This window comes from Nocardioides sp. NPDC057577 (genome assembly GCF_042801335.1).
Taxonomy (GTDB): domain Bacteria; phylum Actinomycetota; class Actinomycetes; order Propionibacteriales; family Nocardioidaceae; genus Nocardioides.
Map to the genome: position 1 here is coordinate 29738 of NZ_JBHVGB010000014.1, position 21067 is coordinate 50804.

General features: G+C 69.4%; 22 protein-coding genes, 3 tRNA genes and 1 pseudogene. 11 read left to right on the plus strand and 15 right to left on the minus strand.

Going from position 1 to position 21067, the window contains the following annotated elements:
- The coding region (locus ACFU7D_RS04880) for an NUDIX domain-containing protein (RefSeq protein WP_378864130.1) at positions 1-149 on the plus strand (149 nt) is incomplete at its 5' end.
- A gap of 62 nt (positions 150-211) precedes the next feature.
- Here ACFU7D_RS04880 and ACFU7D_RS04885 read toward each other — a convergent pair.
- The gene (locus ACFU7D_RS04885; RefSeq protein ID WP_378727940.1) at positions 212-427 is read right to left on the minus strand and encodes a hypothetical protein; all 216 of its coding nucleotides are present in this window, start codon (positions 425-427) and stop codon (positions 212-214) included.
- 165 nt (positions 428-592) lie between these two features.
- On the opposite strand from ACFU7D_RS04885, the gene chrA reads away from it, so the two are divergent.
- Positions 593-1729 (plus strand): chromate efflux transporter, encoded by a 1137-nt coding sequence (chrA, locus tag ACFU7D_RS04890; RefSeq protein ID WP_378864060.1) that lies wholly within the window; start codon positions 593-595, stop codon positions 1727-1729.
- Positions 1730-1831: 102 nt separating this feature from the next.
- Here the strand turns inward: chrA and ACFU7D_RS04895 are convergent, their stop codons facing one another.
- From ACFU7D_RS04895 to ACFU7D_RS04905, 3 genes are all read right to left on the minus strand, one after another.
- Positions 1832-2422 (minus strand): bacterial proteasome activator family protein, encoded by a 591-nt coding sequence (locus tag ACFU7D_RS04895; RefSeq protein WP_378864063.1) that lies wholly within the window; start codon positions 2420-2422, stop codon positions 1832-1834.
- Between the two features lie 14 nt (positions 2423-2436).
- Positions 2437-3411: an NAD(P)H-quinone oxidoreductase gene (locus tag ACFU7D_RS04900; protein WP_378864066.1), complete on the minus strand. Its 975-nt coding sequence runs from the start codon at positions 3409-3411 to the stop codon at positions 2437-2439.
- Positions 3412-3562: 151 nt separating this feature from the next.
- Entirely contained in the window at positions 3563-4132 is a 570-nt protein-coding gene (locus ACFU7D_RS04905; protein ID WP_378864068.1) for a molybdenum cofactor guanylyltransferase, read from the minus strand.
- A 23-nt stretch (positions 4133-4155) separates the two neighbouring features.
- Here ACFU7D_RS04905 and ACFU7D_RS04910 point away from each other — a divergent pair, with 23 nt between their 5' ends.
- The 4 genes from ACFU7D_RS04910 (at position 4156) to ACFU7D_RS04925 (ending at position 7146) form a co-directional block, all read left to right on the plus strand.
- Positions 4156-4932 carry a carbon-nitrogen hydrolase family protein gene (locus tag ACFU7D_RS04910; protein WP_378864071.1) on the plus strand — a complete coding sequence of 259 codons (777 nt, stop codon included), beginning with the start codon at positions 4156-4158 and terminating at the stop codon, positions 4930-4932.
- Positions 4933-5017: 85 nt separating this feature from the next.
- Positions 5018-6736: a hypothetical protein gene (locus ACFU7D_RS04915; RefSeq protein WP_378864074.1), complete on the plus strand. Its 1719-nt coding sequence runs from the start codon at positions 5018-5020 to the stop codon at positions 6734-6736.
- Positions 6737-6785: 49 nt separating this feature from the next.
- Positions 6786-7016 carry a biotin/lipoyl-binding carrier protein gene (locus ACFU7D_RS04920; RefSeq protein ID WP_091044463.1) on the plus strand — a complete coding sequence of 77 codons (231 nt, stop codon included), beginning with the start codon at positions 6786-6788 and terminating at the stop codon, positions 7014-7016.
- A 42-nt stretch (positions 7017-7058) separates the two neighbouring features.
- Positions 7059-7146, plus strand: a tRNA-Ser gene (locus ACFU7D_RS04925).
- A gap of 60 nt (positions 7147-7206) precedes the next feature.
- Here the strand turns inward: ACFU7D_RS04925 and ACFU7D_RS04930 are convergent.
- A complete protein-coding gene (locus ACFU7D_RS04930) occupies positions 7207-7512 on the minus strand; it encodes a hypothetical protein (RefSeq protein ID WP_378727933.1) in 306 nt (101 codons plus the stop codon).
- Between the two features lie 90 nt (positions 7513-7602).
- Here ACFU7D_RS04930 and ACFU7D_RS04935 point away from each other — a divergent pair, with 90 nt between their 5' ends.
- Positions 7603-8097, plus strand: a complete 495-nt coding sequence (locus ACFU7D_RS04935; RefSeq protein WP_378727966.1) for a hypothetical protein — start codon at positions 7603-7605, stop codon at positions 8095-8097.
- Between the two features lie 43 nt (positions 8098-8140).
- Positions 8141-8234 (plus strand) — tRNA-Ser (locus tag ACFU7D_RS04940).
- A gap of 383 nt (positions 8235-8617) precedes the next feature.
- On the opposite strand, the gene ACFU7D_RS04945 is transcribed toward ACFU7D_RS04940, so the two are convergent.
- The gene (locus tag ACFU7D_RS04945) at positions 8618-9688 is read right to left on the minus strand and encodes a LuxR family transcriptional regulator (protein WP_378864078.1); all 1071 of its coding nucleotides are present in this window, start codon (positions 9686-9688) and stop codon (positions 8618-8620) included.
- A 107-nt stretch (positions 9689-9795) separates the two neighbouring features.
- Here ACFU7D_RS04945 and ACFU7D_RS04950 point away from each other — a divergent pair.
- Positions 9796-9868: transfer RNA gene (locus tag ACFU7D_RS04950), tRNA-Arg, on the plus strand.
- A gap of 96 nt (positions 9869-9964) precedes the next feature.
- Here the strand turns inward: ACFU7D_RS04950 and ACFU7D_RS04955 are convergent.
- Positions 9965-10783 (minus strand): APH(3'') family aminoglycoside O-phosphotransferase, encoded by an 819-nt coding sequence (locus ACFU7D_RS04955; RefSeq protein WP_378864081.1) that lies wholly within the window; start codon positions 10781-10783, stop codon positions 9965-9967.
- Positions 10784-10849: 66 nt separating this feature from the next.
- On the opposite strand from ACFU7D_RS04955, the gene ACFU7D_RS04960 reads away from it, so the two are divergent.
- On the plus strand, positions 10850-12184 hold the full coding sequence (locus ACFU7D_RS04960) for a serine/threonine-protein kinase (RefSeq protein ID WP_378864084.1): 1335 nt from the start codon (positions 10850-10852) through the stop codon (positions 12182-12184).
- Here the strand turns inward: ACFU7D_RS04960 and ACFU7D_RS04965 are convergent.
- Positions 12181-12612 carry an anthrone oxygenase family protein gene (locus tag ACFU7D_RS04965; protein WP_378864087.1) on the minus strand — a complete coding sequence of 144 codons (432 nt, stop codon included), beginning with the start codon at positions 12610-12612 and terminating at the stop codon, positions 12181-12183. The two genes, ACFU7D_RS04960 and ACFU7D_RS04965, sit on opposite strands and share 4 nt — an antisense overlap.
- Positions 12609-13397 carry an NAD(P)H-binding protein gene (locus tag ACFU7D_RS04970; protein ID WP_378864090.1) on the minus strand — a complete coding sequence of 263 codons (789 nt, stop codon included), beginning with the start codon at positions 13395-13397 and terminating at the stop codon, positions 12609-12611. Before ACFU7D_RS04970 ends, ACFU7D_RS04965 begins: the two co-directional genes overlap by 4 nt.
- A gap of 74 nt (positions 13398-13471) precedes the next feature.
- On the opposite strand from ACFU7D_RS04970, the gene ACFU7D_RS04975 reads away from it, so the two are divergent.
- A complete protein-coding gene (locus ACFU7D_RS04975) occupies positions 13472-14383 on the plus strand; it encodes an AraC family transcriptional regulator (protein ID WP_378864092.1) in 912 nt (303 codons plus the stop codon).
- 55 nt (positions 14384-14438) lie between these two features.
- Here the strand turns inward: ACFU7D_RS04975 and ACFU7D_RS04980 are convergent, their stop codons facing one another.
- From ACFU7D_RS04980 to ACFU7D_RS05005, 6 genes and pseudogenes are all read right to left on the minus strand, one after another.
- A complete protein-coding gene (locus tag ACFU7D_RS04980) occupies positions 14439-15929 on the minus strand; it encodes an alanine/glycine:cation symporter family protein (RefSeq protein ID WP_378864095.1) in 1491 nt (496 codons plus the stop codon).
- 1 nt (position 15930) lies between these two features.
- Positions 15931-16824, minus strand: a complete 894-nt coding sequence (gene dapA / locus ACFU7D_RS04985) for a 4-hydroxy-tetrahydrodipicolinate synthase (RefSeq protein ID WP_378864098.1) — start codon at positions 16822-16824, stop codon at positions 15931-15933.
- A complete protein-coding gene (locus ACFU7D_RS04990) occupies positions 16821-18245 on the minus strand; it encodes a protoporphyrinogen/coproporphyrinogen oxidase (RefSeq protein ID WP_378864101.1) in 1425 nt (474 codons plus the stop codon). Before ACFU7D_RS04990 ends, dapA begins: the two co-directional genes overlap by 4 nt.
- A gap of 157 nt (positions 18246-18402) precedes the next feature.
- Entirely contained in the window at positions 18403-19074 is a 672-nt protein-coding gene (locus ACFU7D_RS04995) for a GntR family transcriptional regulator (protein ID WP_378864104.1), read from the minus strand.
- Between the two features lie 380 nt (positions 19075-19454).
- Positions 19455-20342: pseudogene (locus ACFU7D_RS05000) on the minus strand (TerC/Alx family metal homeostasis membrane protein); the annotation flags it as partial.
- A gap of 47 nt (positions 20343-20389) precedes the next feature.
- Positions 20390-21010, minus strand: coding sequence for a TetR/AcrR family transcriptional regulator (locus ACFU7D_RS05005; RefSeq protein WP_091044591.1), 621 nt, complete (start codon positions 21008-21010; stop codon positions 20390-20392).
- Positions 21011-21067: the final 57 nt, after the last annotated feature.

Here is a 21067-nt window from a genome sequence, read left to right on the forward strand (position 1 = left end):
ATGCTGGCGAGAGCGAGCGGGTCGCCGCGGTGCGGGAGCTCGAGGAGGAGACCGGTCTCCGGGTCACCGAGGCCGATCCGCTCGTGCGACGACACTCAGTCCGTGGTGCGGCGGCCCCCCGGCCGTGCCCTGGCCCTCCCCCTCAGTAGGCCCAGGGCGTCCACCCACAGCATCAGGCTGTGTACGACGGACCGAAGATGTAGGCGCATGGTCAGCGGAAGGCGCCGAGCGCGACGATGCCGGCGGCTGCCACGGCGGCGACGCCGAACATCGTGTTGCCGACGGCCGGCGGCATCCCGCCACGGTGCTTGTGCTCCGACGGGTCGGGCTTGCGGAGGCTGCGGACGGCGTCGAGGACGTTGTTGCGGATCGACTCGACGGCGGTCAGGTCACTGCGGTGACGTGCGGTGATCGTGGTGGTAGCCATGGTGTTTCCTCTTCTCGGCGGACGGCGCTGGCCGTCCGTTGTCCGGCGGCCTTCACGTGAGAGAAACGGGGTCGCGGCCAGGTCATGACGCAGCTTTTCGCCACTTTGGAGTTACAGAAGATCCACATCTGAGAAACTTCACGCCGAGCCCGTACGCTGCGCGTCATGACCACGTCGCTGGTGGAGATCACGCGGGAGTGGGGCCGGATCGGAGTCATCGGGTTCGGCGGGCCGCCCGCCCACATCCGCCTGCTGCGCGAGACCGTCGTCGAGCGCCGCGGTTGGGTCGAGCCGGAGGAGTTCGAGGACGCGATCGCGACCTGCAACCTGCTCCCGGGACCCTCCTCGACCCAGCTGGCGATCTTCACGGCCTGGCGGGTTCGCGGGGTGCTCGGTGCGCTGGTCGGCGGGCTCGCGTTCATCCTGCCGGGTCTGGTGCTGATCCTCGCCCTGGCGGCGCTGTTCCTGGGCGACCCGCCCGCGTGGGTGCTCGGCGCGGGTGCCGGGGCCGGCGCGGCGGTCGCCGCGGTCGCGGTCCAGGCGGGCTGGGCGCTGGTGCCGTCCTCCTATGAGCGGACCTCGTCGCGTCCGCGATGGATCCTCTACGCCGTCGTCGGCACCGTCGCCGCCGCGACCACCGGGGCCTGGGTAGTCCTCGTGCTCATCGGCGCCGGGCTCGTCGAGGTCGCGATGCGGAGGCCGTGGCGTACGAACTCGTTCCAGTCGGTCCTCACCGTGCCGGTCCTGGCCCAAGGAGCGCTCACCGCGACGGTGGCGGCGCCGCTGGCGTGGACGGCCTTCAAGGTCGGCGCGCTGTCGTACGGGGGAGGGTTCGTGATCATCCCGCTGATGCAGGCAGATGCGGTCGACCGCTACGGCTGGATGAGCGACGCCGAGTTCCTCAACGCGGTCGCGCTCGGGCAGATCACCCCGGGCCCGGTCGTCCACACCGTCGCGGTCGTCGGCTTCGCGGCGGCCGGACTCCTCGGCGCGCTGGGCGCTGCCGTGATCGCGTTCGGGCCGTCGTTCGTGATGATCATCGCGGGCGGACGGCACTTCGAGGCGCTGCGCTCCTCACCGCTCGCCCGTGCCTTCCTCGAAGGGGCCGGGCCGGCCGCGATCGGGGCGATCCTCGGGTCCGCGGTGCCGCTCGCCATGGCGACGAGCGAGTGGTGGCAGTGGGTGGTGCTGGCTGCCGCCGGCGTACTCCTGCTGCTGCTCAAGCGAGGAGTCGTGCTCACGCTCCTGCTCGCGGCAGGGGTGGGTGTGGTCGTCGCGCTCGTCGGTGGGCCGCTGCCGTGATTGCTGACCGAGGTAACTCGGTCGGCGCTCGCTCTCCTCGTGGAGTTCCACGAAGGAAGTGGATGTTCACCGAGTTACCTCGGTGAACATCCCGCCACTCGGTTAGAGGTAGAGCCCGCCGGACGTGTCGCCGTGGTCGTGCTGGCTGCCCTGCGCGGGCCCGCCCTGGCCGGCGGCCGGCTGACCCTCGGGGGAGAGGCTCACGCCCGGCGGCAGGCCCTTGCGGATCTGCTCGAACTGGGCGCGCGCGGCGACCTGCTGGGCGTAGATGGCGGTCTGGATGCCGTGGAAGAGACCCTCGAGCCAACCGACCAGCTGCGCCTGCGCGATCCGCAGCTCACCCTCGGAAGGGGTCTGTTGCTCGGCGAACGGCAGCGAGAGCCGCTCCAGCTCCTCGACCAGCTCGGGTGCGAGCCCGGACTCGAGCTCCTTGATCGAGGCCTGGTGGATCTCGCGGAGCCGGTTGCGGGAGGCCTCGTCGAGCGGGGCGGCCTTCACCTCCTCGAGCAGCTGGCGGATCATCGAACCGATCCGCATCACCTTCGCGGGCTGCTCCACGAGGTCGGTCACATCGCGCTCTTCGTCCTCGTTCGCCTCCGGTGCGGTGGCGTTCTTGAGTACGTCGGCGGGCACCGCGATCGGCTGCCCGTCGGGTCCGATCACCACGACTTCCCCGGTCTGCTCCTGAGTCATGCGCCCAACCCTACCTACGGCGCGGTGGTCAACAGGATCTTGCCGGTGTGGGTGCCGGACTCCATGAGCCGGTGTGCCTCGGCGGCCTCCGCCAGCGGAAGTACGTCCTGCACGACCGGCTTCACCTCGCCGGCCTCGACCATCGGCCAGATGCGCTCGACGACCTCGGCGCAGATCGTCGCCTTCTGCTCGACCGGGCGGCCGCGGAGGTTGGTGGCGATCACCGCGGCCCGCTTGCGGAGCAGGGCGTTGATGTCGAGCTCGGCCTTGGTGCCGCCCTGCATGCCGATGATGACCAGACGACCCTCGGGGTTGAGCGCGTCGATGTTGCGGGCGAGGTATTTCGCACCCATGTTGTCCAGGATGACGTCGGCGCCGCCGTAGACCTTGGCGACCTCGACGAAGTCCTGGTCCTTGTAGTTGATGGCGACCTCGGCGCCGAGCGACTTGGCGACCTCGGCCTTCTCGGCCGAACCGACCGTGGTGATCACCCGGGCGCCGATCTGGCTGGCGAGCTGGATGGCCATCGTGCCGATCCCGCCGGCACCGCCGTGGACCAGGAACGTCTCGTCGGGAGTCAGCCCGCCGACCATGAACACGTTGGACCACACGGTGGTGGTGACCTCGGGGAGCGCGGCGGCGGTGACCAGATCGACCCCCTCCGGCACCGGCATCACCTGTCCGGCCGGGACGGCGACCTTCGTGGCGTACCCGCCGCCGGCCAGGAGCGCGCACACCTCGTGGCCGATCTCCCACTCGTCGACGCCCTCGCCGACCGCCGAGATGACGCCGCTGCACTCCATCCCGATGATGTCGCTGGCGCCCTTCGGGGGCGGGTAGAAGCCCTGGCGCTGCAGCAGGTCTGCCCGGTTGAGCCCCGCGGCGGCGACGTCGATCACGACCTCACCGGGTGCCGGCTCCGGGTCGGGTCGGTCGGTGACGGTGAGGACCTCAGGCCCTCCGGGCTGCTCTGCTACGACGGCTCGCATGCCTCCAACACTAGGGGGCTGCATGAGGGGTGAGTTGTGCGCCTGGTGTCGTGTAACACGTCGTTCGTAGGACTGTCCGGTCGTTCTGAACGACCGGATAGTCGGTGTAACAGCGTGTTACAGCTGGCGCGCGAGCCACTGAGGCGATTCCTCAGATCGACTTCAGGTCCGTCCAGGTGTCGATGTCTCGATGCTCGTCGCCCTCGGACGGGACCTCGACGAGGTCGAGGCCGGCCAGGAGCTTGCGCAACGGCATCCCGTGCTGCCCCTCGTGGTCGGGACGGACCTCGGCGAGCCGTGCGGAGGAGAGGACCAGGGCCAGCTGGCGCCGCTCGTCGGGCCCGACGAGCACGGCGCCGTCGCGACCGAACGCCGCCTCCCGGAGCCGCGACAGGGTCCGCGGACGCAGGAAGGGCATGTCGACGGCGATCACCCCGACGTACGCCCGCGTGGTCAGGAGCGCGTCCACGCCGGTCAGCAGGGCGGCGACCGGGCCGCCGAAGCGGGGATCCTCGCGGACGAAGGTCACCGGGCGCTCGGTGTGCACCGGGTCGCCCACGACGACGACCTCCATCGCGTCGACGACGGCGTCCAGCGTCCAGGCCAGCATCGTGCGGCCGCCGAGCTCGATCCCGGACTTGTCGATCCCGTCGAGGCGGGAGCTGCGTCCTCCGGCGAGCAGCACGGCTGCGTACGGCTCCCATTCGTCCCAGGCAGTCACGCCCCGGACTCTAGTCTGGAGAGGTGACCACCTGGAACCGCCTCCGGATCAGCCTCGTGCAGCACGCCTCGGGTCTCGAGCCCGACGACAACCGGTCACTCCTGGCCGAGCTGACGCCGAGCGACAGCGACATGGTCGTCTTCCCGGAGGTGTTCGCGCGCGACTTCGGCAAGCCGGGATCCGACCTGAGCCCTTACGCCGAGAGCACGGACGGGCCGTTCGGGACCGAGCTGTCCCGGGTGGCCGGCGAGCGTGGGGCCACGGTGGTGGCCGGGATGCTGGAGACCAGCGGTGATCCTGGCGGCCGGCCGTTCAACACGCTGCTCGTCCGGGGCGGGGCGGAGGCGGCGTACCGGAAGATCCATCTCTACGACTCCTTCGGCTACAAGGAGTCCGACGCGCTGGTCGCCGGCGCGATCGAGCCCGTCGTGGTCGACGTCGCGGGGGTGCCGACGGGGCTGATGACCTGCTACGACCTGCGCTTCCCCGAGCTCGCGCGACGCCTGGTCGAGAAGGGCGCCGAGCTGATCGTGCTGCCGGCCGCGTGGGTGGCCGGTCCGCGCAAGGTCGACCACTGGCGCACGCTCGTGCGAGCACGCGCGATCGAGAACACCGTCTTCATCGCGGCGGCTGCCCAGTCGGCCCCTCGCTACTGCGGTCACTCCATGGTCATCGACCCTCTCGGGGACGTGCTGGCCGAGGCCGGGGACGGCGACGAGATCGTCTCCGCGACGATCGATCGAGCCGTGCTCGAGGAGGCGCGCCGCACCAACCCCTCCCTGGTCAACCGCAGAATGTGACCCTCGTCAACAACTCCCCGTCACAGCGGTAAACGGATATCGATGACTCGTTAGGTTCACCCCTTCCCCGGTACCCTCGTCTGTTATGGACCGAGCCCCCCGCCGTCGCGCTGACAAGAGCAAGCGTGGCCGTCGTGCAGCCGGTCGCAGCGAACCCACACCCGCTTACGTCGAGCCGACCTCGAGCGAGGCGCTGGCCTATGACCAGTGGGCGGAGGACGACTGGGCGGGCTATCAGGACACCGGCCAGACCTTCGACCAGCAGAGCAACGGCCCCGGCTGGAGCGATAACGGCTGGGCCGACGAGGCGTGGTACGACGAGCGTCAGCCGCCCCAGGAGCCTCCCTCCACGGGTGGTGGTCGCCGGATCGCCGGGCGTGCCGAGCCCGAGCAGTTCGACGAGCCGAACGGCTACACGGGCAAGCGTGCCGCGCGGACCGCACCGGAGGAACCCTCCTACGGCGGCTACCCGGCGCCGGATTACCGGGCCGAGCCCGCGCCGGCCCTGAGCGGGCCGACCGCGCCGCCGCCGAGCGCGTGGCAGGCGCCGGCCTACTCCACGCCGGCTCCCTACCTCGCGACGACCGGCCTGGCGCAGGCGCCGCAGACGCCGCAGACGCCGCCCCACGTCCAGCAGCCGGGCTATCAGGCCGACCCCTACCAGTCCGGCCATCTCGAGCCGGTCCGTGATCCCGCCGGGCCCTACGACATCGAGCCGTCGGGCCGGCCCACCCCTGCCGCCAAGGTGACCTCGTTCCTCGCGCAGCCGAGGGTCCCCGGAGCAGGCGCCGCCCGCGCGGGCCTCGGCCTCATCGAGAGCCTGACCGCCGGCACCGTCCGGGCGATCTGGCTGGTCGCGCTCGCCGTCGGCGTGCTCGGCCTCGTGGTCAGTGCGTTCGACCTGGGCCCGGAGATCTTCGGCAGCCTCGGCGCCGTCGTGGTCGGCACCGCCTATACCTTCGCGCTGGCGCACCGCACCGGTGGCCGCCCGCTGATCTTCGGATCGCTGGCAGGGGTCGCCGGGCTCGTCGTGGTGCTCGTGGACAACGAGGCGCTGCGTACGGGTGCGGCGGTTCTGGTCGCATCGGTGGCCGCGGTCCTCGCGGTGATGGCCACCGTCCCGTCGCGTCGCTTCCCGAAGACGATCCGGGAGACGTTCATCGCAGTCGGCATCGCCGCACTCGGAAGCTTCGCCGCGCTCGGCTTCGAGCCGGTCGTGATGGTCTCCCGATTCGAGTACGCAACGCTGGCCTGCTCGCTCGCGATCGCCTTCTTCGCGGTCTACCGCCTCGGTGCCGGCCTGCACGGCCTCGGCCGGCGCGGCGCGATCATCGTCGGCATCGGTGGCCTGATGCTCGCGCTCACCCTGATCTACGCCGAGATGCTGCGCCGCTACGGCAGCACCGGCCTGATGGACTCGGTCGACGACATGCAGCGCTGGTGCCGCATCCACATCGGTGGCTACCCGCACCCGATCCAGGCGCTCTTCGGGGTCCCTGCGCTGGTCTGGGGCACCCACATGCGCGCTCGGCGCCGCCAGGGCTGGTGGGTCTGCCTCTTCGGTGTCGCGCTCACCGCGCCCGTCGCGAGCACGTTCCTCAACCCCGACGTCGGGCTCGCCGAAGCGGCTCTCTCGGTCGTCTACAGCATCCTCATCGGCCTGGTAATCGCGTTCATCATCATCCGCATCGACCTCGCGCTCACCGGCTCGCCGGCCGCCGGCAGCGGTCGCAGGGCGGCGCGTGAGGCCGATGAGGCCAGCGCTGTCCGCCCCGAGCCCGGCCGCACCCACGCGCTGCTCTGAGGCGCTCCCCGGCTGGGGCTACCTCGCGGTAACCCATAGGTTCGGGGGTATGAACCGAAGAGTCCCCACCACGATCGCTGCCGAGATGGTCGCGAACGTCATGAGCGTCGGAGTGCAACCCGGGGACAAGGTTGCCGTCGGAGACACCGTCATGCTGCTGGAGTCGATGAAGATGGAGATCCCGGTCCTCGCCGAGGCCCCGGGCACCGTGGTGGCGGTCAAGGTCGCCTCCGGAGACGTCGTCCAAGAGGGCGACGTCCTCGTCGAGTTGAGCGCCTGAGCCTCAGGCGCACTAGACTCGCCCACGCGCCCACGGGCGCATGGAGGGGTGCCGGAGTGGCCGATCGGAACCGCCTTGAAAGCGGTCGTAGGGAGACCTACCGCGGGTTCGAATCCCGCCCCCTCTGCCAGGTTGAGCGCCAGCGATAGTTGGCTGAGGGGGCGTTGGCGCGGGCGTGGCCCTGCCAGATTCAGACTTCTTGCAGGTGACGATCCACGTCGATCATCAGCCGCCGCAGCTCGAGGAGCAGATCCTCGAGGTCGATGCGGTCGAGCACGTCGTCGGCGAGGACGGCGAGCCTGCTCAGCAGCGTGCCGCGGTCGCGGAGCGCGCCGACATCGCTGAGGGCATGCCACTCCTGACCGGTGTCGAGGACCAGCAACGCATCACGTACGCCCGCGAGACGTTGGCGCACCGACCAGCGCCACAGGCCGACGTTGGCCCCCGGACGGGGAGCGGCGATTGCGGTATCCAGGGCCCGAAGAGCATCCGACATATTAGGAAGCACACCTGTCATGAGCAGATTGTGACCTAGGTCACGTAAAGGAGCAAGCCGATGCGGCTCTCGGCTCCCGTGTCGGCCACAATGGAGAGCGTGTCATCTGCTGAGCTCACCTACTACCGCCTCGCTCCCTCCGTGCAGGCCCGCCTCCTCGGTGCCGCCGTGGTCGGCCTGGCGCTCCTGGTCTTCGCCGGCACGGCCGTCGTGATCGCGGCCCGGATCGACTTCGCGTGGCTCTTCTTCCCGCTCGTCGTCGGCGTCGCCGCGGTGATCGGGTTCGGTTGGTGGCTTCGCAACAAGGCGTACGTCCTGCGCGCCAGCGCCCAGGGCTACCGGGTCGCGTTCGTGCGGGGTGCCGGTGTCCGCGAGGCCCGCTGGGTCGACATCCAGGAGGCCGTGACCACGATGCCCGCAGGCACGCCGTGCTTGGAGCTGCGGCTCAAGAAGGGCGGCGCCACCACGATCCCGGTGACCATCCTCAGCATCGACCGCGAGCAGTTCGTACGCGATCTCCAGGTCTATCTGAAGGCCACCATCAAGCCCCTCGACACCACCTCGGGATCGTCCGACGCCCCCTGATTGGTCCCAGGAGTGCGGGTCTTGTAGCCTGTTCGAGCGGTATGGAGGCGTCGCCTAGTCCGGTCTATGGCGCTCGACTGCTAATCGAGTTTGGGGCTTAAACCCCATCGAGGGTTCAAATCCCTCCGCCTCCGCCAGTTTCAATGTGTTTGGCCCCCTTGAAACCGGGGGCCAAACGCATTCTGACCTGCATCTTTGTGCCGCGCAGAGGTTCGTACACCGGAACAATGGTTGTTCGTAACCTGCGGCTGGCACCATACTTGGGTGGGTAGGCCTCTCGGCGACACCGCGGCCTCGAGACCATGAAGGGAAATCTATGAAGCTCGTACGCACTGCGGCGGCTCTTGCTCTGGCCTCCGCCGCAACGGTCGTCGTAAGCATGTTTGCCTCGGCCCCGGCTCAAGCCGACACCAGTTGGATCGTCAAGGCAGACACTAGTTGGATCTCTGCGAACAACGACACCAGTTGGTGATGTGCTGCACCCGATGCCGGTGATCAGTGACCACACAGATCACCGGCGTCAGTCGCGCGGCAGAGGCGTGTTGCCGTCGAGCCCGCCGTTCTCGGCATCGCTGCGGCCGATCTCATAGCCCAGCTGGAACCGAGTGTCCGCTCCGAACTCCTCCTTGAGGTCGGAAACATAGCCGGCGTACGTGCGTGGGCTCACGCCCAGGCGCTTCGAGGCAGAGGGGTCTGAATGCCCTTCGATCAGCATCCGCAGCGTCATGGACCGCTGCTCACCGGCCACTTCCTTCATTGTCGATGTGTCGGCTGCGGAGAACGGGCGGGCTCGTTCCCACGATCGCTCATAGACATCGACCAGATAGGCCACGATCGCAGGCTCCCGTACGGCTAGGGCCGTCTCGATCCCGTCGGGTCCCGGGATGATCGCAACCCGACGATCGAAGATGAGGATCTTGTTGAAGAACTCGTCAAGTGTCCGGACTTCGCCTCCCGCTTGCGAGACCGCGGCGACATAGTCCCGAGTCGCAGAGTGGCGACGGGCCGCATGCTGGTAGAGCGTCCGCATCTTCACGCCGCGCCTGAGGAGCGCGGCGTCTTTACGCGCGGTCTCCGCCAGCACGCTGGGGTCACGCGTTGCCTGCGGCTGCGCGGTGAGCGCCTCGAACTCGCATTCCGCAACCAGGGAATCGATGAACGGCTGGATCTGCGGCCGGTGGATGCTGGTCATGCCACCACGTTGATCGGCCGGCGCCGAGCGGCGCCAGGCACTGTGCAGGGCGGTGAAGTCGTTGGCCCACTCGGCCGACTCCTGGAGGAGCCTGATCCCCTCCTGGGTCATGGGTGTGACGACCTGCGCCTGAACCGTCGCCGGGTCGACCGTCACCCAGGTGCCCGGTGCCTCGTCGGGGTTGCGAACGAGCCCCAGCTCCTCAAGAGCTGTCAACGCACCCGCGTACTCCCCGTCCTCGCTGATCCGTGGGTCTGACACGGGGATCCCGCCGCGGCTCGCGATGAGCTCGAACAGCTCGATGCCCTTGGCCTCGAGCAGTGCACGCGTCCTGGGCGTGCGTCCTTCGTCCTTCACGTTCTTCTCCTCGCCGGACGGCGTGGGTTGACGCTTGCTCACGCTCCACCTCCCCGATGCTGTGGCTGGCGCAAGATCCTCTCACACGTGGCGATTTCTGGTCACGGACCATCTTCCGCTAATCTTCTACACGTTGCTTCGGTAACACTGCGCCTGTAGCTCAACGGATAGAGCATCTGACTACGGATCAGAAGGTTTGGGGTTCGAATCCCTACAGGCGCGCAGAATATGAGACCGCCTCTGAGTCAGCAGAAATGTTGGTTCGGAGGCGGTTGGCATTTGCGCGGAGGTGGTTTCCCTCTGCCCCAGGTCTTCGCCTCAGGCGGGCCAGGTCAGCGGGTCGAGCAGTAGATAGAAGCTCTGCCGCTCCGCGTCGAGCTCGATTCCATATCGTTGGGCGAACTCGGCGTCCGCCTGGCGAGCGGTGACTTCGTCGGGCCAGGTCTCGCGGGCATTGGCGAGCAGCAGGGAAATGTCGGCGTACGGGTCCGCGACACCGAGGCGGCCCAGGTCGATCAGTCCGGTGACGTGCATCGTTTCGGGGTCGATGAGGATGTTCGGCAGGCAGAGGTCGCCGTGGCAGACGACTCGCTCGATCTCCTCCTCACGTTGGCGCTGCGGCAGCTGGTCCTTGAGCCGGCCGAGGATCTCTGTCGCCTGCACGTGCTGCATCGACACCGGCAGGAACTCGGCTTGGACCCGGTTCTCGATCACGGTCGTACGAGCCAGCGGCATCATCGACGCGAGCCTTCGGTCGAAAGGGCAGTCCGCCGTGGGGAGGTCGTGCAGCCTCCGTGCGATGGAAGCGATCGCCGCCCAGGCGTGCCCGAGCGCCGCCGCATCGAGCCGATCGGCCGGGACGCCGGCAACAGCACTGGTGATCAAGCAGGCACCGTCGTCGGTGGCTCGCCACTCGAGCACTGTCGCGGCCGGGAGGCCTGAGTCGCCCAGCCAGATGATCCGGTCTCGCTCGGCAGCGAGCTCGCCAGCATCCACGGCGGCGACGAGCTTCGCATAACGCCCACGACCACGGTCGTGCAGCACCGCGGCACCGGACTCTCCGGTCGTGACCGGCTGCCAATCCGTGCCGTCGGCGGGCAGCAGCCCAGCGGGTATCGAGGAGATGTCGACCGGCATGAACCAATGATCACCAGGACGACTGCATCGCGTCCATGACACCAACCCTGCCCCCATAATGTCCCGGTGACTCTTCCCCAGATGCTCGGGCGCCTGCGCCAGGTCAAGCCGCTCGGTTCCGGCGGATTCGCCGAGGTGTGGCTCTACCACGACCCGGACCTCGACTCGCCCGTTGCCGTGAAGGTGCTCAGCGCCCAGTGGACGCAGACAGCCGACATCCGGGAGCGGTTCCTGCAGGAGGCGCGCTTCCTCCGGTCGGTCGACTCGCCCCACGTCGTCTCGGTCCACGACATCGGTGAGACTCCGACGGGTGCGCCCTACTTCGTGATGGCGTACGCCGACGGGGGAAGCGTCGCGGAGCTGATCACCCAGCACCCGCAAGGGATGCCGCCGCATCTGGTGGCTGATCTGGTGGCCCAGGCTGCATCCGGCCTCGACGCTCTGCATGCACGCTCGGTGATCCACCGCGACGTGAAGCCGGCCAACATCCTGCTCGCCGGTGGTTCCGACGGGCGGCTGCGTGCGATGGTCGCCGACCTCGGCGTGGCCCGCGCGCTCGACCAGCACTCGGAGGTGACCCGGCAGATCGGGACGCCCGCCTACATGGCGCCCGAGCAGTTCGACGAGTCGCTGCCGATCGACCATCGCGCCGACGTACGCAGCCTGGGCGCGGTCGCGTGGGCGATGTTCGCGGGGCGCTCGCCCGCGCCGGCGTTGACGGTCGTGTCTCGGGTTCCCGACCTCGGCACGGTCGCGCCCGTGCCGGCAACGGTGTCCGCGGTGATCATGCGTGCCCTGGAGCCGAGGGCTGAGGATCGCTGGCCGGACGCGGGCAGCTTTGCGGCGGCCCTCACCGCCGCGGCTGAGGGGCGGGCGGTCGACGTACCTCCTCCTTCGGACACGCCGACGGTGCTCCGCTCGCCGAGCACGCCGCCGCCCCCTGGACCTCCGCAGCCTCCGGTACGCCGCCGCAACGCCGTCCTCGTCGCGGCCGCTGTCGGCGCCGCGCTGGTGCTGGTAGGTGCCGCGACCTGGTTCGTGTCACGAGGTGGCGCGGCCGAGGATCCGGCCGGCGGCGAGGAGACCGCCGCCGGACAGCCGGTCAGCGGCGCGGAGACCGCGGCCGTCAAGTTCGTCGACGCGCTCCAGGCAGGTGACTGCGAGGCCGCGGGCCTCTACATCCCAGACCTCGACGACCCGGCCGCCTGGGCCTGCACCGGCGACGCCTCCGGCGACGGCTTCTACTACCACATCCTCGACGACCTCGACGCCGGCGGCGAGCGCCGGGTCGAGGACCTCGGGGACGGGCTCTTCCGAGTGGTCTGGGTCGACCAGGGCTACGTCAACATGCAGCGCCAGGAGGACACCCTGTTCAAGGTGCAGCAGGTCGTCTGCTGCTAGGTCCGGGTGACGGTCCCGGGCAGGCTGAGCAGCACGAAGGCACCGGTCGCGGTGAGGGTCCGGAGGGTGTGGAAGATCAGCCACGGCTTCTCGTACGCGGACACGGCGCCGCCGTTCGCCAGGGCGTCGTTCAGCGGCAGGTTCGCCGCGAAGGTGATGACGACGGCGGCGACGGACAGGCAGGCGGCGGTGATGGCGAGCGGGCTCCGGTGCCAGCCGAGGAGGAGCAGGGCCAGGAGCGGGGCGCCCAGGAAGAAGGCCAGGAACACCGGGTTGACGATGACCACGTTGAGCCGGTTCATGACCCGCGCGTAGACCTCGTCGGGCTGGCCGTGCAGCGCCGGCATGAAGGCGACCAGGAAGGCGATGTAGATGCCCGCGGTGATGCCGTTGAGCAGTCTCGCGCCGGTGAGTACGACCTCGCTCATGACTGCTCACCACCGGCGAGACCGTCGATGCTCCGAGCAGCGCGGCCCAGGACCGTTTCGATGTCCTGGGTGACGTACGCGTTGCGTCCGTCGAGCACCTCCTCGAAGAGGTACGCCAGCCCGGCTGCGTCCGCAGCCGGCAACCCGGCCTCGGTCAGGACCGCGATGTAGTCCTCGGTCGGCACGGAGCGGTACGCGACGCCGGGCCCGCCGACGGCGCGCGCGGCCTCCTCGAAGGTGAGCAGCTGCGGCCCGGTGAGCTCCAGGACCCGGCCGACGTAGCCCTTGTCGAGGAGGGTGGCGACGGCGACCTCGGCGATGTCGTCGGCGTCGACGAACGGCTCGGCGACGGTGTGCTCGACCATGGTGAGCGACCCGGCGGCGAGCTCGTCGGCGAACGCACCTTCGGTGAAGTTCTGCAGGAAGAAGGCCGAGCGCAGGATCGTCCACTCGGCGCCGGAGGCCGTCATCGCCTGCTCGGCGCGCTGGGCACCGTCCTCGCCGCGGCCGGAGAGCAGCACCAGCCGGGTGCAGCCGGCGGCGACCGCCTGAGCGGCGAACGCGCCGATGATCTCGTCGGCCCCCGGCAGGCCGAGGTCGGGCTGGAAGGTCAGGTAGGCCGAGTCGCAGCCGTCGACGGCCTCGGCCCAGGTGGTCCGGTCGTGCCAGTCGAAGCGGGGTGTCGAGTGGCGGGTGACGGCACGTACGTCGTGGTCGAGGGTCTGGAGGCGGTGGACGACGCGCTGGCCGGTCTTGCCGGTGGCGCCGGTGATGAGAGTTGTCATGCCTCTAATCTGGTCTGCCGCGAGCGACGATGGAATACGTGTGACTCCAGGCAGGATGCGTTATCGTCTCACTCATGTCGTCGCTGGATCTGCTCATGGATGGTCCACGGGCCCAGGCCGCCTTCCTGTTGAAGGCCGTGTTCGCCGGGGAGTGGTCGATCACCGCGGAGGACGAGGTGCCGCTCACGGTCATCGCGATCGCACGCGGAGCGGCGGTCTTCACCGGCTGCGAGGGACCGCAGGAGGTGGCGGCGGGCGACGTGATCGTGTGCCGCGGGCCGGCGACCTATGTCATCGCCGACTCGGCCGATCGCCCCGCCGACATCCGGATCCTGCCCGGCCAGGTCTGCGTCGACCCGAACGGCGCGCTGCTGGCCGAGGAGCTGGCGCTGGGCGTACGCACCTGGGGAAACAGTCGCTCGCCGGAGGCGACCGTGATGCTCATCGGGACCTATGAGCGCGAGACGTCCGTGGGCTCGCTGCTGTTGTCCCGGCTGCCGACCAGCGTGGTGCTGCGCGGCTTCGACACTGCCGTTCTCGACCTCCTGGCGGCAGAGCTGGTGCGTGAGGAGGCCGGCCAGGCGGCCCTGCTCGACCGGCTGCTGGACGTACTCGTGGTCAAGGCCGTGCGTGAGGTGCTCGCGGCCTCCCCGGCCCTTCCCGCTGATGACGCGGTGGCCGCGGTGCTGCGGGCGATGGAACAGCATCCGCAGCTGCCCTGGACGGTCGCCGGCCTCGGTGAGCAGGTCGGTCTCTCGCGAGCCGCACTGGCCCGGCGCTTCACCGAGCAGGTCGGCGAGCCGCCACTGGCGTACCTGACCCGGTGGCGGCTCGCCCTGGCCGCGGACCTGCTGGTCGGCACGGACCTGACCCTGTCGGCGATCGCCGCCCGCGTCGGCTACGCCAACCCGTTCGCCCTCAGCGCCGCCTTCAAACGCCTCCACGGCACCTCGCCGACCTCCTTCCGGAGCCGTCACGTCGCCTGACGCCCCGATCCCCGGAGGCGATCCTCAGAGGGGCGGGGCATCAGGAGATGCGGTCCTACGAGCGCGGAGCCTGGGCGGCTGCCGACTCGTGCGACTCGGTCCAGAAGTCGGCGCCCTTGATGCCGAGGGCCTGGGGGTCGAAGGTGGGGTCGAGACCCAGCCCGCGCTGGCGTTCGTAGTCGCGGTAGATCCGGTAGACGAGGGGCGCGAGTAGGACCAGGGAGCCCAGGTTCACCCAGGTGATCAGGCCGAGGCCGATGTCGCCGATGGCCCAGATCGTCTCCGCGGGGACGATGCCGCCGAGGAAGACGATCGTGAGCGTGCCGAGCTTGAGGACCAGCGACCAGCCGGGCGACTTCTTGCCGCCGACCAGGTACAGCAGGTTGGAGCTGGCGACGTAGAAGTAGGCGAGCAGGCAGGCGAAGCCGAAGAGCAGCACCGCCACCGCGACGAACCCGGCGCCCCAGCCGTGGGCGAGCGTGTCGATCGACGCCTGGACCCAGTTGGGGCCGACGGGGACGTCGCCCAGGTTGTCGATCCGGACCGCGCCCGAGGCGTCGGTGACGTTGTAGGACCCGGAGACGACGATCATCAGGCCGGTGGCCATGCAGATCAGCAGCACGTCGATGTAGATGCTGAAGGTCTGCACGAGGCCCTGCTTGCCCGGGTGCGAGGTGCGCGCCGCAGCAGCGGCGAAGGTCGCCTCGCCGAGACCGTTGGAGGAGGCGAAGACGGCGCGACGTACGCCCCAGGCGACGGCGGCACCGGCCATGCCGGCGAGCATCGGCTCCTGCCCGAAGGCGGAACGTACGATCAGGGAGATCGCCTCGGGGACGGCCTCGATGTTCACCGCGATGACGGTGAAGGCCAGGATCAGGTAGCCGACCGCCAGGAACGGCACGAGCACCTGGGTGACCTTGACGATGCGGGTGGTGCCGCCGAAGATCACCGCGCCGATCATGGCGGTGACGACGAGCGCGGGGACGATCGGCGGGATCCCGAAGGCGCGCTCGGAGCTGGCCGCGATCGTGCTCACCTGGAAGCCCGGGAAGAGGAAGCCGTATCCGACGAGGCCGAGCAGCGCGATCAGTGCGGCGACCTTCGGCAGGTTGAGGCCGTGCCTGATGTAGTACGGCATGCCGCCGATGTCCTCGCCGGCCTCGAGGCGGTCCTCGTCGGTGACCCGGCGCTTGAACGTCTGGGACAGCGTCGCCTCGGCGTACCCGACGGTGCAGCCGACCAGGCCGGTGACGGCCATCCACAGCAGCGCACCCGGGCCGCCGGCGCCGATGGCGGTGGCGACGCCGGCGATGCTGCCGACGCCGACCCGGCTGGCGAGCGCCATCACCAGGGCCTGGTACGAGGAGAGGCCGCCGGTCACGTCGCTGCCCTCTCGCAGCTGACGGACCATGTCGGGCATGCGCCGGAACTGCACGCCCTTCATCGCCAGGGTGAGGACAGCGCCGAGGCCGAGGACGGTGTACGCCATGGGGGCCGACCACAGCAGGTCGGCGATGTTCACCAGGATCTCGGTCGCCGCGTCCATGTCAACCGACCTCCTTGCCGAGCGCCTTCAGCAGCGAGCGGAGACCCTCGACGTCTTCGTCGGCGAGCGGAGCGAGCGGACGGCGGGGGACGCCGACCGGGATGCCCTGCAGATCGAGGCCGGCCTTGATGCCGGGGATGAAGCCGGTGGCGAAGAGATGCGAGATCACGGGGTAGACCCGCTTCCACTCGGCCAGGGCCTCGGTGAGGTTGCCCTCGGCGATGAGCCGGGTGACGGTGACGATCTCGTCGGGTACGACGTTGGCGGCGCCGGCCATCACCGCGACGGCCCCCTCGGCGAGGGCGCTGTAGGTGTAGACGTCCCAGCCGACGATGGTGCCGATGACGTCGCTGTGGTCGTGGATCAGGGTCAGGGCCTGCTCCCAGTTGGCGCTGGAGTCCTTGATGTAGCGGATGTTGTCGACCTCGGTCGCCAGTGCGCGCACGGTGTCGGGGGCGAGGTTGACGCCGGTCACCGGCGGGATGTTGTAGAGCATGACCGGGATGTCGACCGAGCCCGCGACGTCCTTGATGTAGCGGACCGTCTCGGCCTCCGACAGCGGCTCGTAGAACGGCGTCAGCAGCATGAGTACGTCGGCGCCGCTCCGCTGGGCGGCCTGCGAGAGGCGGATCGCCTCGGCGGTGGTGGTGGCACCGGTCTGGGCGACCACCGGCACCCGGCCGGCGGTCTGCTCGATGATGGTGTCGACCAGCAGGAGCCGCTCGTCGGAGGAGAGCGAGCCGACCTCGCCGGTGGAACCGGCCGCGACGACGCCGTTGACGCCGGCGTCGATCGAGCGGTCGACGATCTTGCGCAGCGTGGCCACGTCGATCGACTCGTCGGGGTTGAACGGGGTGGTGAGGGCGGTCAGTACGCCGCGGAGCTCGGTGGTCATGCGAGGGTTCCTTCGGTGGTGGGGTGGTTGGTCTGGGCGGAGTTCGGGATCGTGATGAGGCGCCGGCCATCGTTGGCCAGCAGGTCTGAGGCGTTCTGGGCTGCGGAGAAGCCCGAGGTGATGGCGGTCTCGGTGTAGAGGGTCCCGAGGTAGTCGCCGGCGAGGAACACGCGACCGCCGCCGCGCAGCAGGGTGGGCTGGAGCTTCGCGCGCCCCGGGAAGCAGTACGGCGAGGCGACCCGCCAGCGCTGGGTCTGCGCCTCCACGACCGAGTCGGAGAAGCCCGGGTGGTCGAGGACCTGCTCGAGGTCGGCGAGGTGGATCCGCGCCACCTCCTCGTCGGACTTGTCGAGGAGGGCCGCGCCGAGGGCGGCGGGGGAGAAGGTCATGAAGCTCCCGCCCGGTCGGCGCTCGCCGGCACCCTCGCGGCCGCGGACGATGCTCGCCTGGTTGAGGGCGATGGCGAAGGACCGCTTGGGGGCGGCGATCGCGTAGATGTCGTCCCAGGGACGGGCCGAGGTCTCGTCGGTGAGGAACGCGGTGCTGACGTGGGGGCCGTACTCGATCTGGCCGAGCGCGCCGCGGACATCGGTGTCGAGGTCGACGGCGACCCGGTGGGAGACGTCGGCGGTGGTGGCCAGCACGACCGTGCGGGCCTCGACCTCCCGGTCGACCCCGTCCTGGCGGTAGCGCACCACGACCGAGTCCTTCTTCTGGACGACCTCGTGGACCGCGGCGCCGAGCTGAAGCCGGTCGCCGAGCGCGTCGGCGAGGGCGCCGGTCAGCGTGGAGGGTCCGCCGACGATGCCGCGGCTCAGGCCCTGGCCGAAGCCGAGCACCAGGCTGAAGTAGCCGATCCCCGCGCCCTCGGAGATCTGGTCCATGTTGCCGGCCGAGCGGGTCACGGTGGTCTTGAAGAGTGCCGCCGCGTCCTCGGGCAGGTCGCCGACGAGGTCGTCGAAGGAGCGGCCGTTGGCGAAGTCGTAGATCCGCTGCTGCCGTTCGGCGCCGGTCTCACCGGCCCGCTTGCGTACGACCCGGGTGTAGCGGGCGACCCCGGCGACGACCTTCGAGCCGGCGGTCATCGTGGCCACTCGGGCCTTCAGCGGCATCGGGATCCGGAACGGGTACGTCGCGATGTGGCCCTTGCGCAGGAACTTCCCGTTCATCGACAGCGCCTGCAGCGAGCCCGGGATGTCGGTCGCCTCGACGCCCACCTCGGTCAGCAGTTCGTCGGTGGAGGAGTCGTGCCCGGCGAAGACGTGACCGCCCCAGTTCAGCCAGTAGGCGCCGCGGCGCTCCGAGCGGATCCGGCCGCCGACGCGATCGTCGGCCTCGAGCACGAGCACGTCGGCGTGGCGCAGCCGCCAGGCGGCGGCGAGGCCGGCGAGGCCGGCCCCGACGACAACGGCGTCCTTCATGGTGACTCCTCTTTCGGTGGTGGTGTGACCAAGACCATACGCTTGTGATCACAGATCACACAAGAGGTGACGTACATCTCTTCTCGAGGAGGACGACGAGGGCCCCACGCCGGGTGGCGTGGGGCCCTCTCGATCGGGAACGGGTGCGGCAGGCGCCTCAGGCGTCGTTCATCGACGCCCGGATGCGGTCGATCGCCGCGTCGAGCGAGGCGGCCGTGATGGTCGTCGCCCGCGTCTCGTCGTGCTCGGAGGCCGCCTCCAGGAGCTGCTCCTGCCAGGTCAGCAGCTCGGCCGGGTGGGCGGTGTCGAACGCCTGCCGCGCACCGAGGATCTTGTAGGTGCGGCAGCGGTTCCAGAGCGCCTGGATGAGCTCGACGAGGACCGAGTTGTCGGCGGCTCGGTAGAGGATCGCGAGGAACCGCTCGTCGCTGTCGAGGTATTCGAGGGAGTCGCCGTCGGCGACGGCGGTCTCCATCGCGGCGTACTCCTTCCGCATCGACGCCAGGTCCTCGTCGGAGACCCTGGTCGCTCCCAGCCGGGTCGCCTCGATCTCCAGGAGGCGGCGGGTCGAGTAGAGCTCCAGAAGCTCGGTGTGGGTGAAGCCCCGCACCACGGCGCCGCGGTAGGGCAGCGACTCGGCCAGCCCGATCTCCTCGAGCCGGCGGATCGCCTCGCGCACCGGCATCACGCTGGTGCCGAGCTCCTCGGCGAGGTCGCGGATGCGCAACCGGTCACCGACGGCGAGCTCGCCGCTGAGGATCGCGGAGTGCATGGCCGCGAACACCTGGTCGCCGACGCGTCCGCTCAGCTCGATGCGAGGTAAAGGCATGGCCCGAGCCTATCCCGGATGTGATCACACCGCCGGATCTCTTACTCCTTGCGGAGGATCTTCGGGGGTCCCGCCGGTGCGGCCTCGCCACGCTCGACGGCGGCGTTGTGGCTGGCGAGGGCGCGTTCGAGGAGCTCCATGAGGGGCGTCTCGGCGCGGGCCATCTCGACGTACTTCTCCCCGAGGGAGACGACGAGGTCGCGCTCGGCGAGCAGGGCCTTGTGGATGCGCTCGCGCTCCTTCGGGTCCGCCGTGTATTCCGAGTCGAGATAGGCGGCGGCGTGGCGACGGGCGTTGTTGATGGCGTTCTTCGTGCGACCGCGCTTGCTGAAGAGCGAGGCGACGATGGTGACGACGAGGACACCGAGGATGACCGTCAGGGAGAGGCCGGTGCTGATCTCGACCACGTGCACGGGGTCGCCGTCGTTGATGAACGGGATGTTGTTCTCGTGGAGCGCGTGCAGGATCAGCTTGACGCCGATGAAGGCGAGGATCGCGGCCAGTCCGTAGGACAGGTAGATGAGTCGGTCGAGCAGGCCGTCGAGCAGGAAGTAGAGCTGACGCAGGCCCAGCAGCGAGAAAGCCGTCGCCGTGAAGACGAGGTAGACGTTCTGGGTGAGGCCGAAGATCGCCGGGATCGAGTCGAGGGCGAAGAGGATGTCGGTGCCGCCGATGGCGACCATCACCAGCAGCATCGGGGTCAGGATGCGCTTGCCGTCCTCCACCGTGAAGAGCTTGTCGCCGTCGTAGTGCTCACTGACGTGGAACAGCCGCCGGGCCAATCGGACGACGAAGTTCTCCCCGTGGGAGTCGTCGTCGGGCTTGAGCATGTTGCCGGCCGTCATCAGCAGGATCAGGCCGAACAGGTAGAACACCCAGGCGAAGGTGTTGATCAGCGCGGCGCCCACGAAGATGAACCCGGTGCGCGCGATCAGCGAGAACGTGATCCCGAAGAGCAGCACCTTCTGCTGGTCCTCGCGGGGCACCCGGAAGCTGGTCATGATGATCAGGAAGACGAACAGGTTGTCGACCGAGAGCGCCTTCTCGGTGATGTAGCCGGCGAAGTACTCCCCGCCCATCGTCCCGCCGCCGAAGACCAGCACGCCGACACCGAAGATCAGCGCGATCGCGACGTAGATCGCCGACCAGGTGGCCGCCTCCTTGAGCGTGGGCGTGTGGGCCTTGCGTACGTGGAAGACGTAGTCGAACGCGAGCAGGCCGACGATCGCGACCACGGTGACCAGCCACACCCATGTCGGTGCGCCCATGTGACAACCCCCTGAGAATCGACCCGAGAATGGGACCGGACCTCAGCCTAGGCGGAGGCCCTCGGGATCGACAGCCCATCGATGATCTGCGGGAGCGCGTCTTCGAGAAGCCGGTCGGCACGGGGGTCCTCGGGGCGGATCGTACGCATCGTGACGCTGTGCAGGAACACGCCCATCATCGTCTGGGCGAGGAGGTCGCTCGGCATCGTGGAGGTGCGGTCGAGGCGGTCCAGGGCGAGGTCGACGACCTCGACGAGCTGCTCGCTGAGCGCCGTGAACGTCGCCGAGCTGATCTCTCGCGCATCGGCGTCGCGCAGGCTCTGCAGCACCACCTCGCTCTGCAGGACGAACCAGCGGTCCTGGAGGGGGCGGATCGCGTCGAAGGCCGCGCCGATCAGTGATCCGCTCGAGTCGGCGTCGCTGTGTTCGCCGACGGCGGTGCGTACGGCCGCGATCAGCCGCTCCGACTCCTCCTTGAACGCCTCGAGCAGCACCTCCTCGACGCTGCCGAAGTTGGAGTAGAACGCTCCGCGCGTGTAGCCGGCCGCGCTGACCAGGTCGTCGACGGTGACCCGGCGCGCCCCACGCTCGACGAAGACGTCGACGGCCGCGGACAGCAGCCGGGCGCGGGTGTTCGTACGTCGCCTGGGGGCCTTCACCTCGGTCATGTAGTCATCCTCACATACGCCAACGATACAGTTTCGTATTGAATGCGTTAATGTATC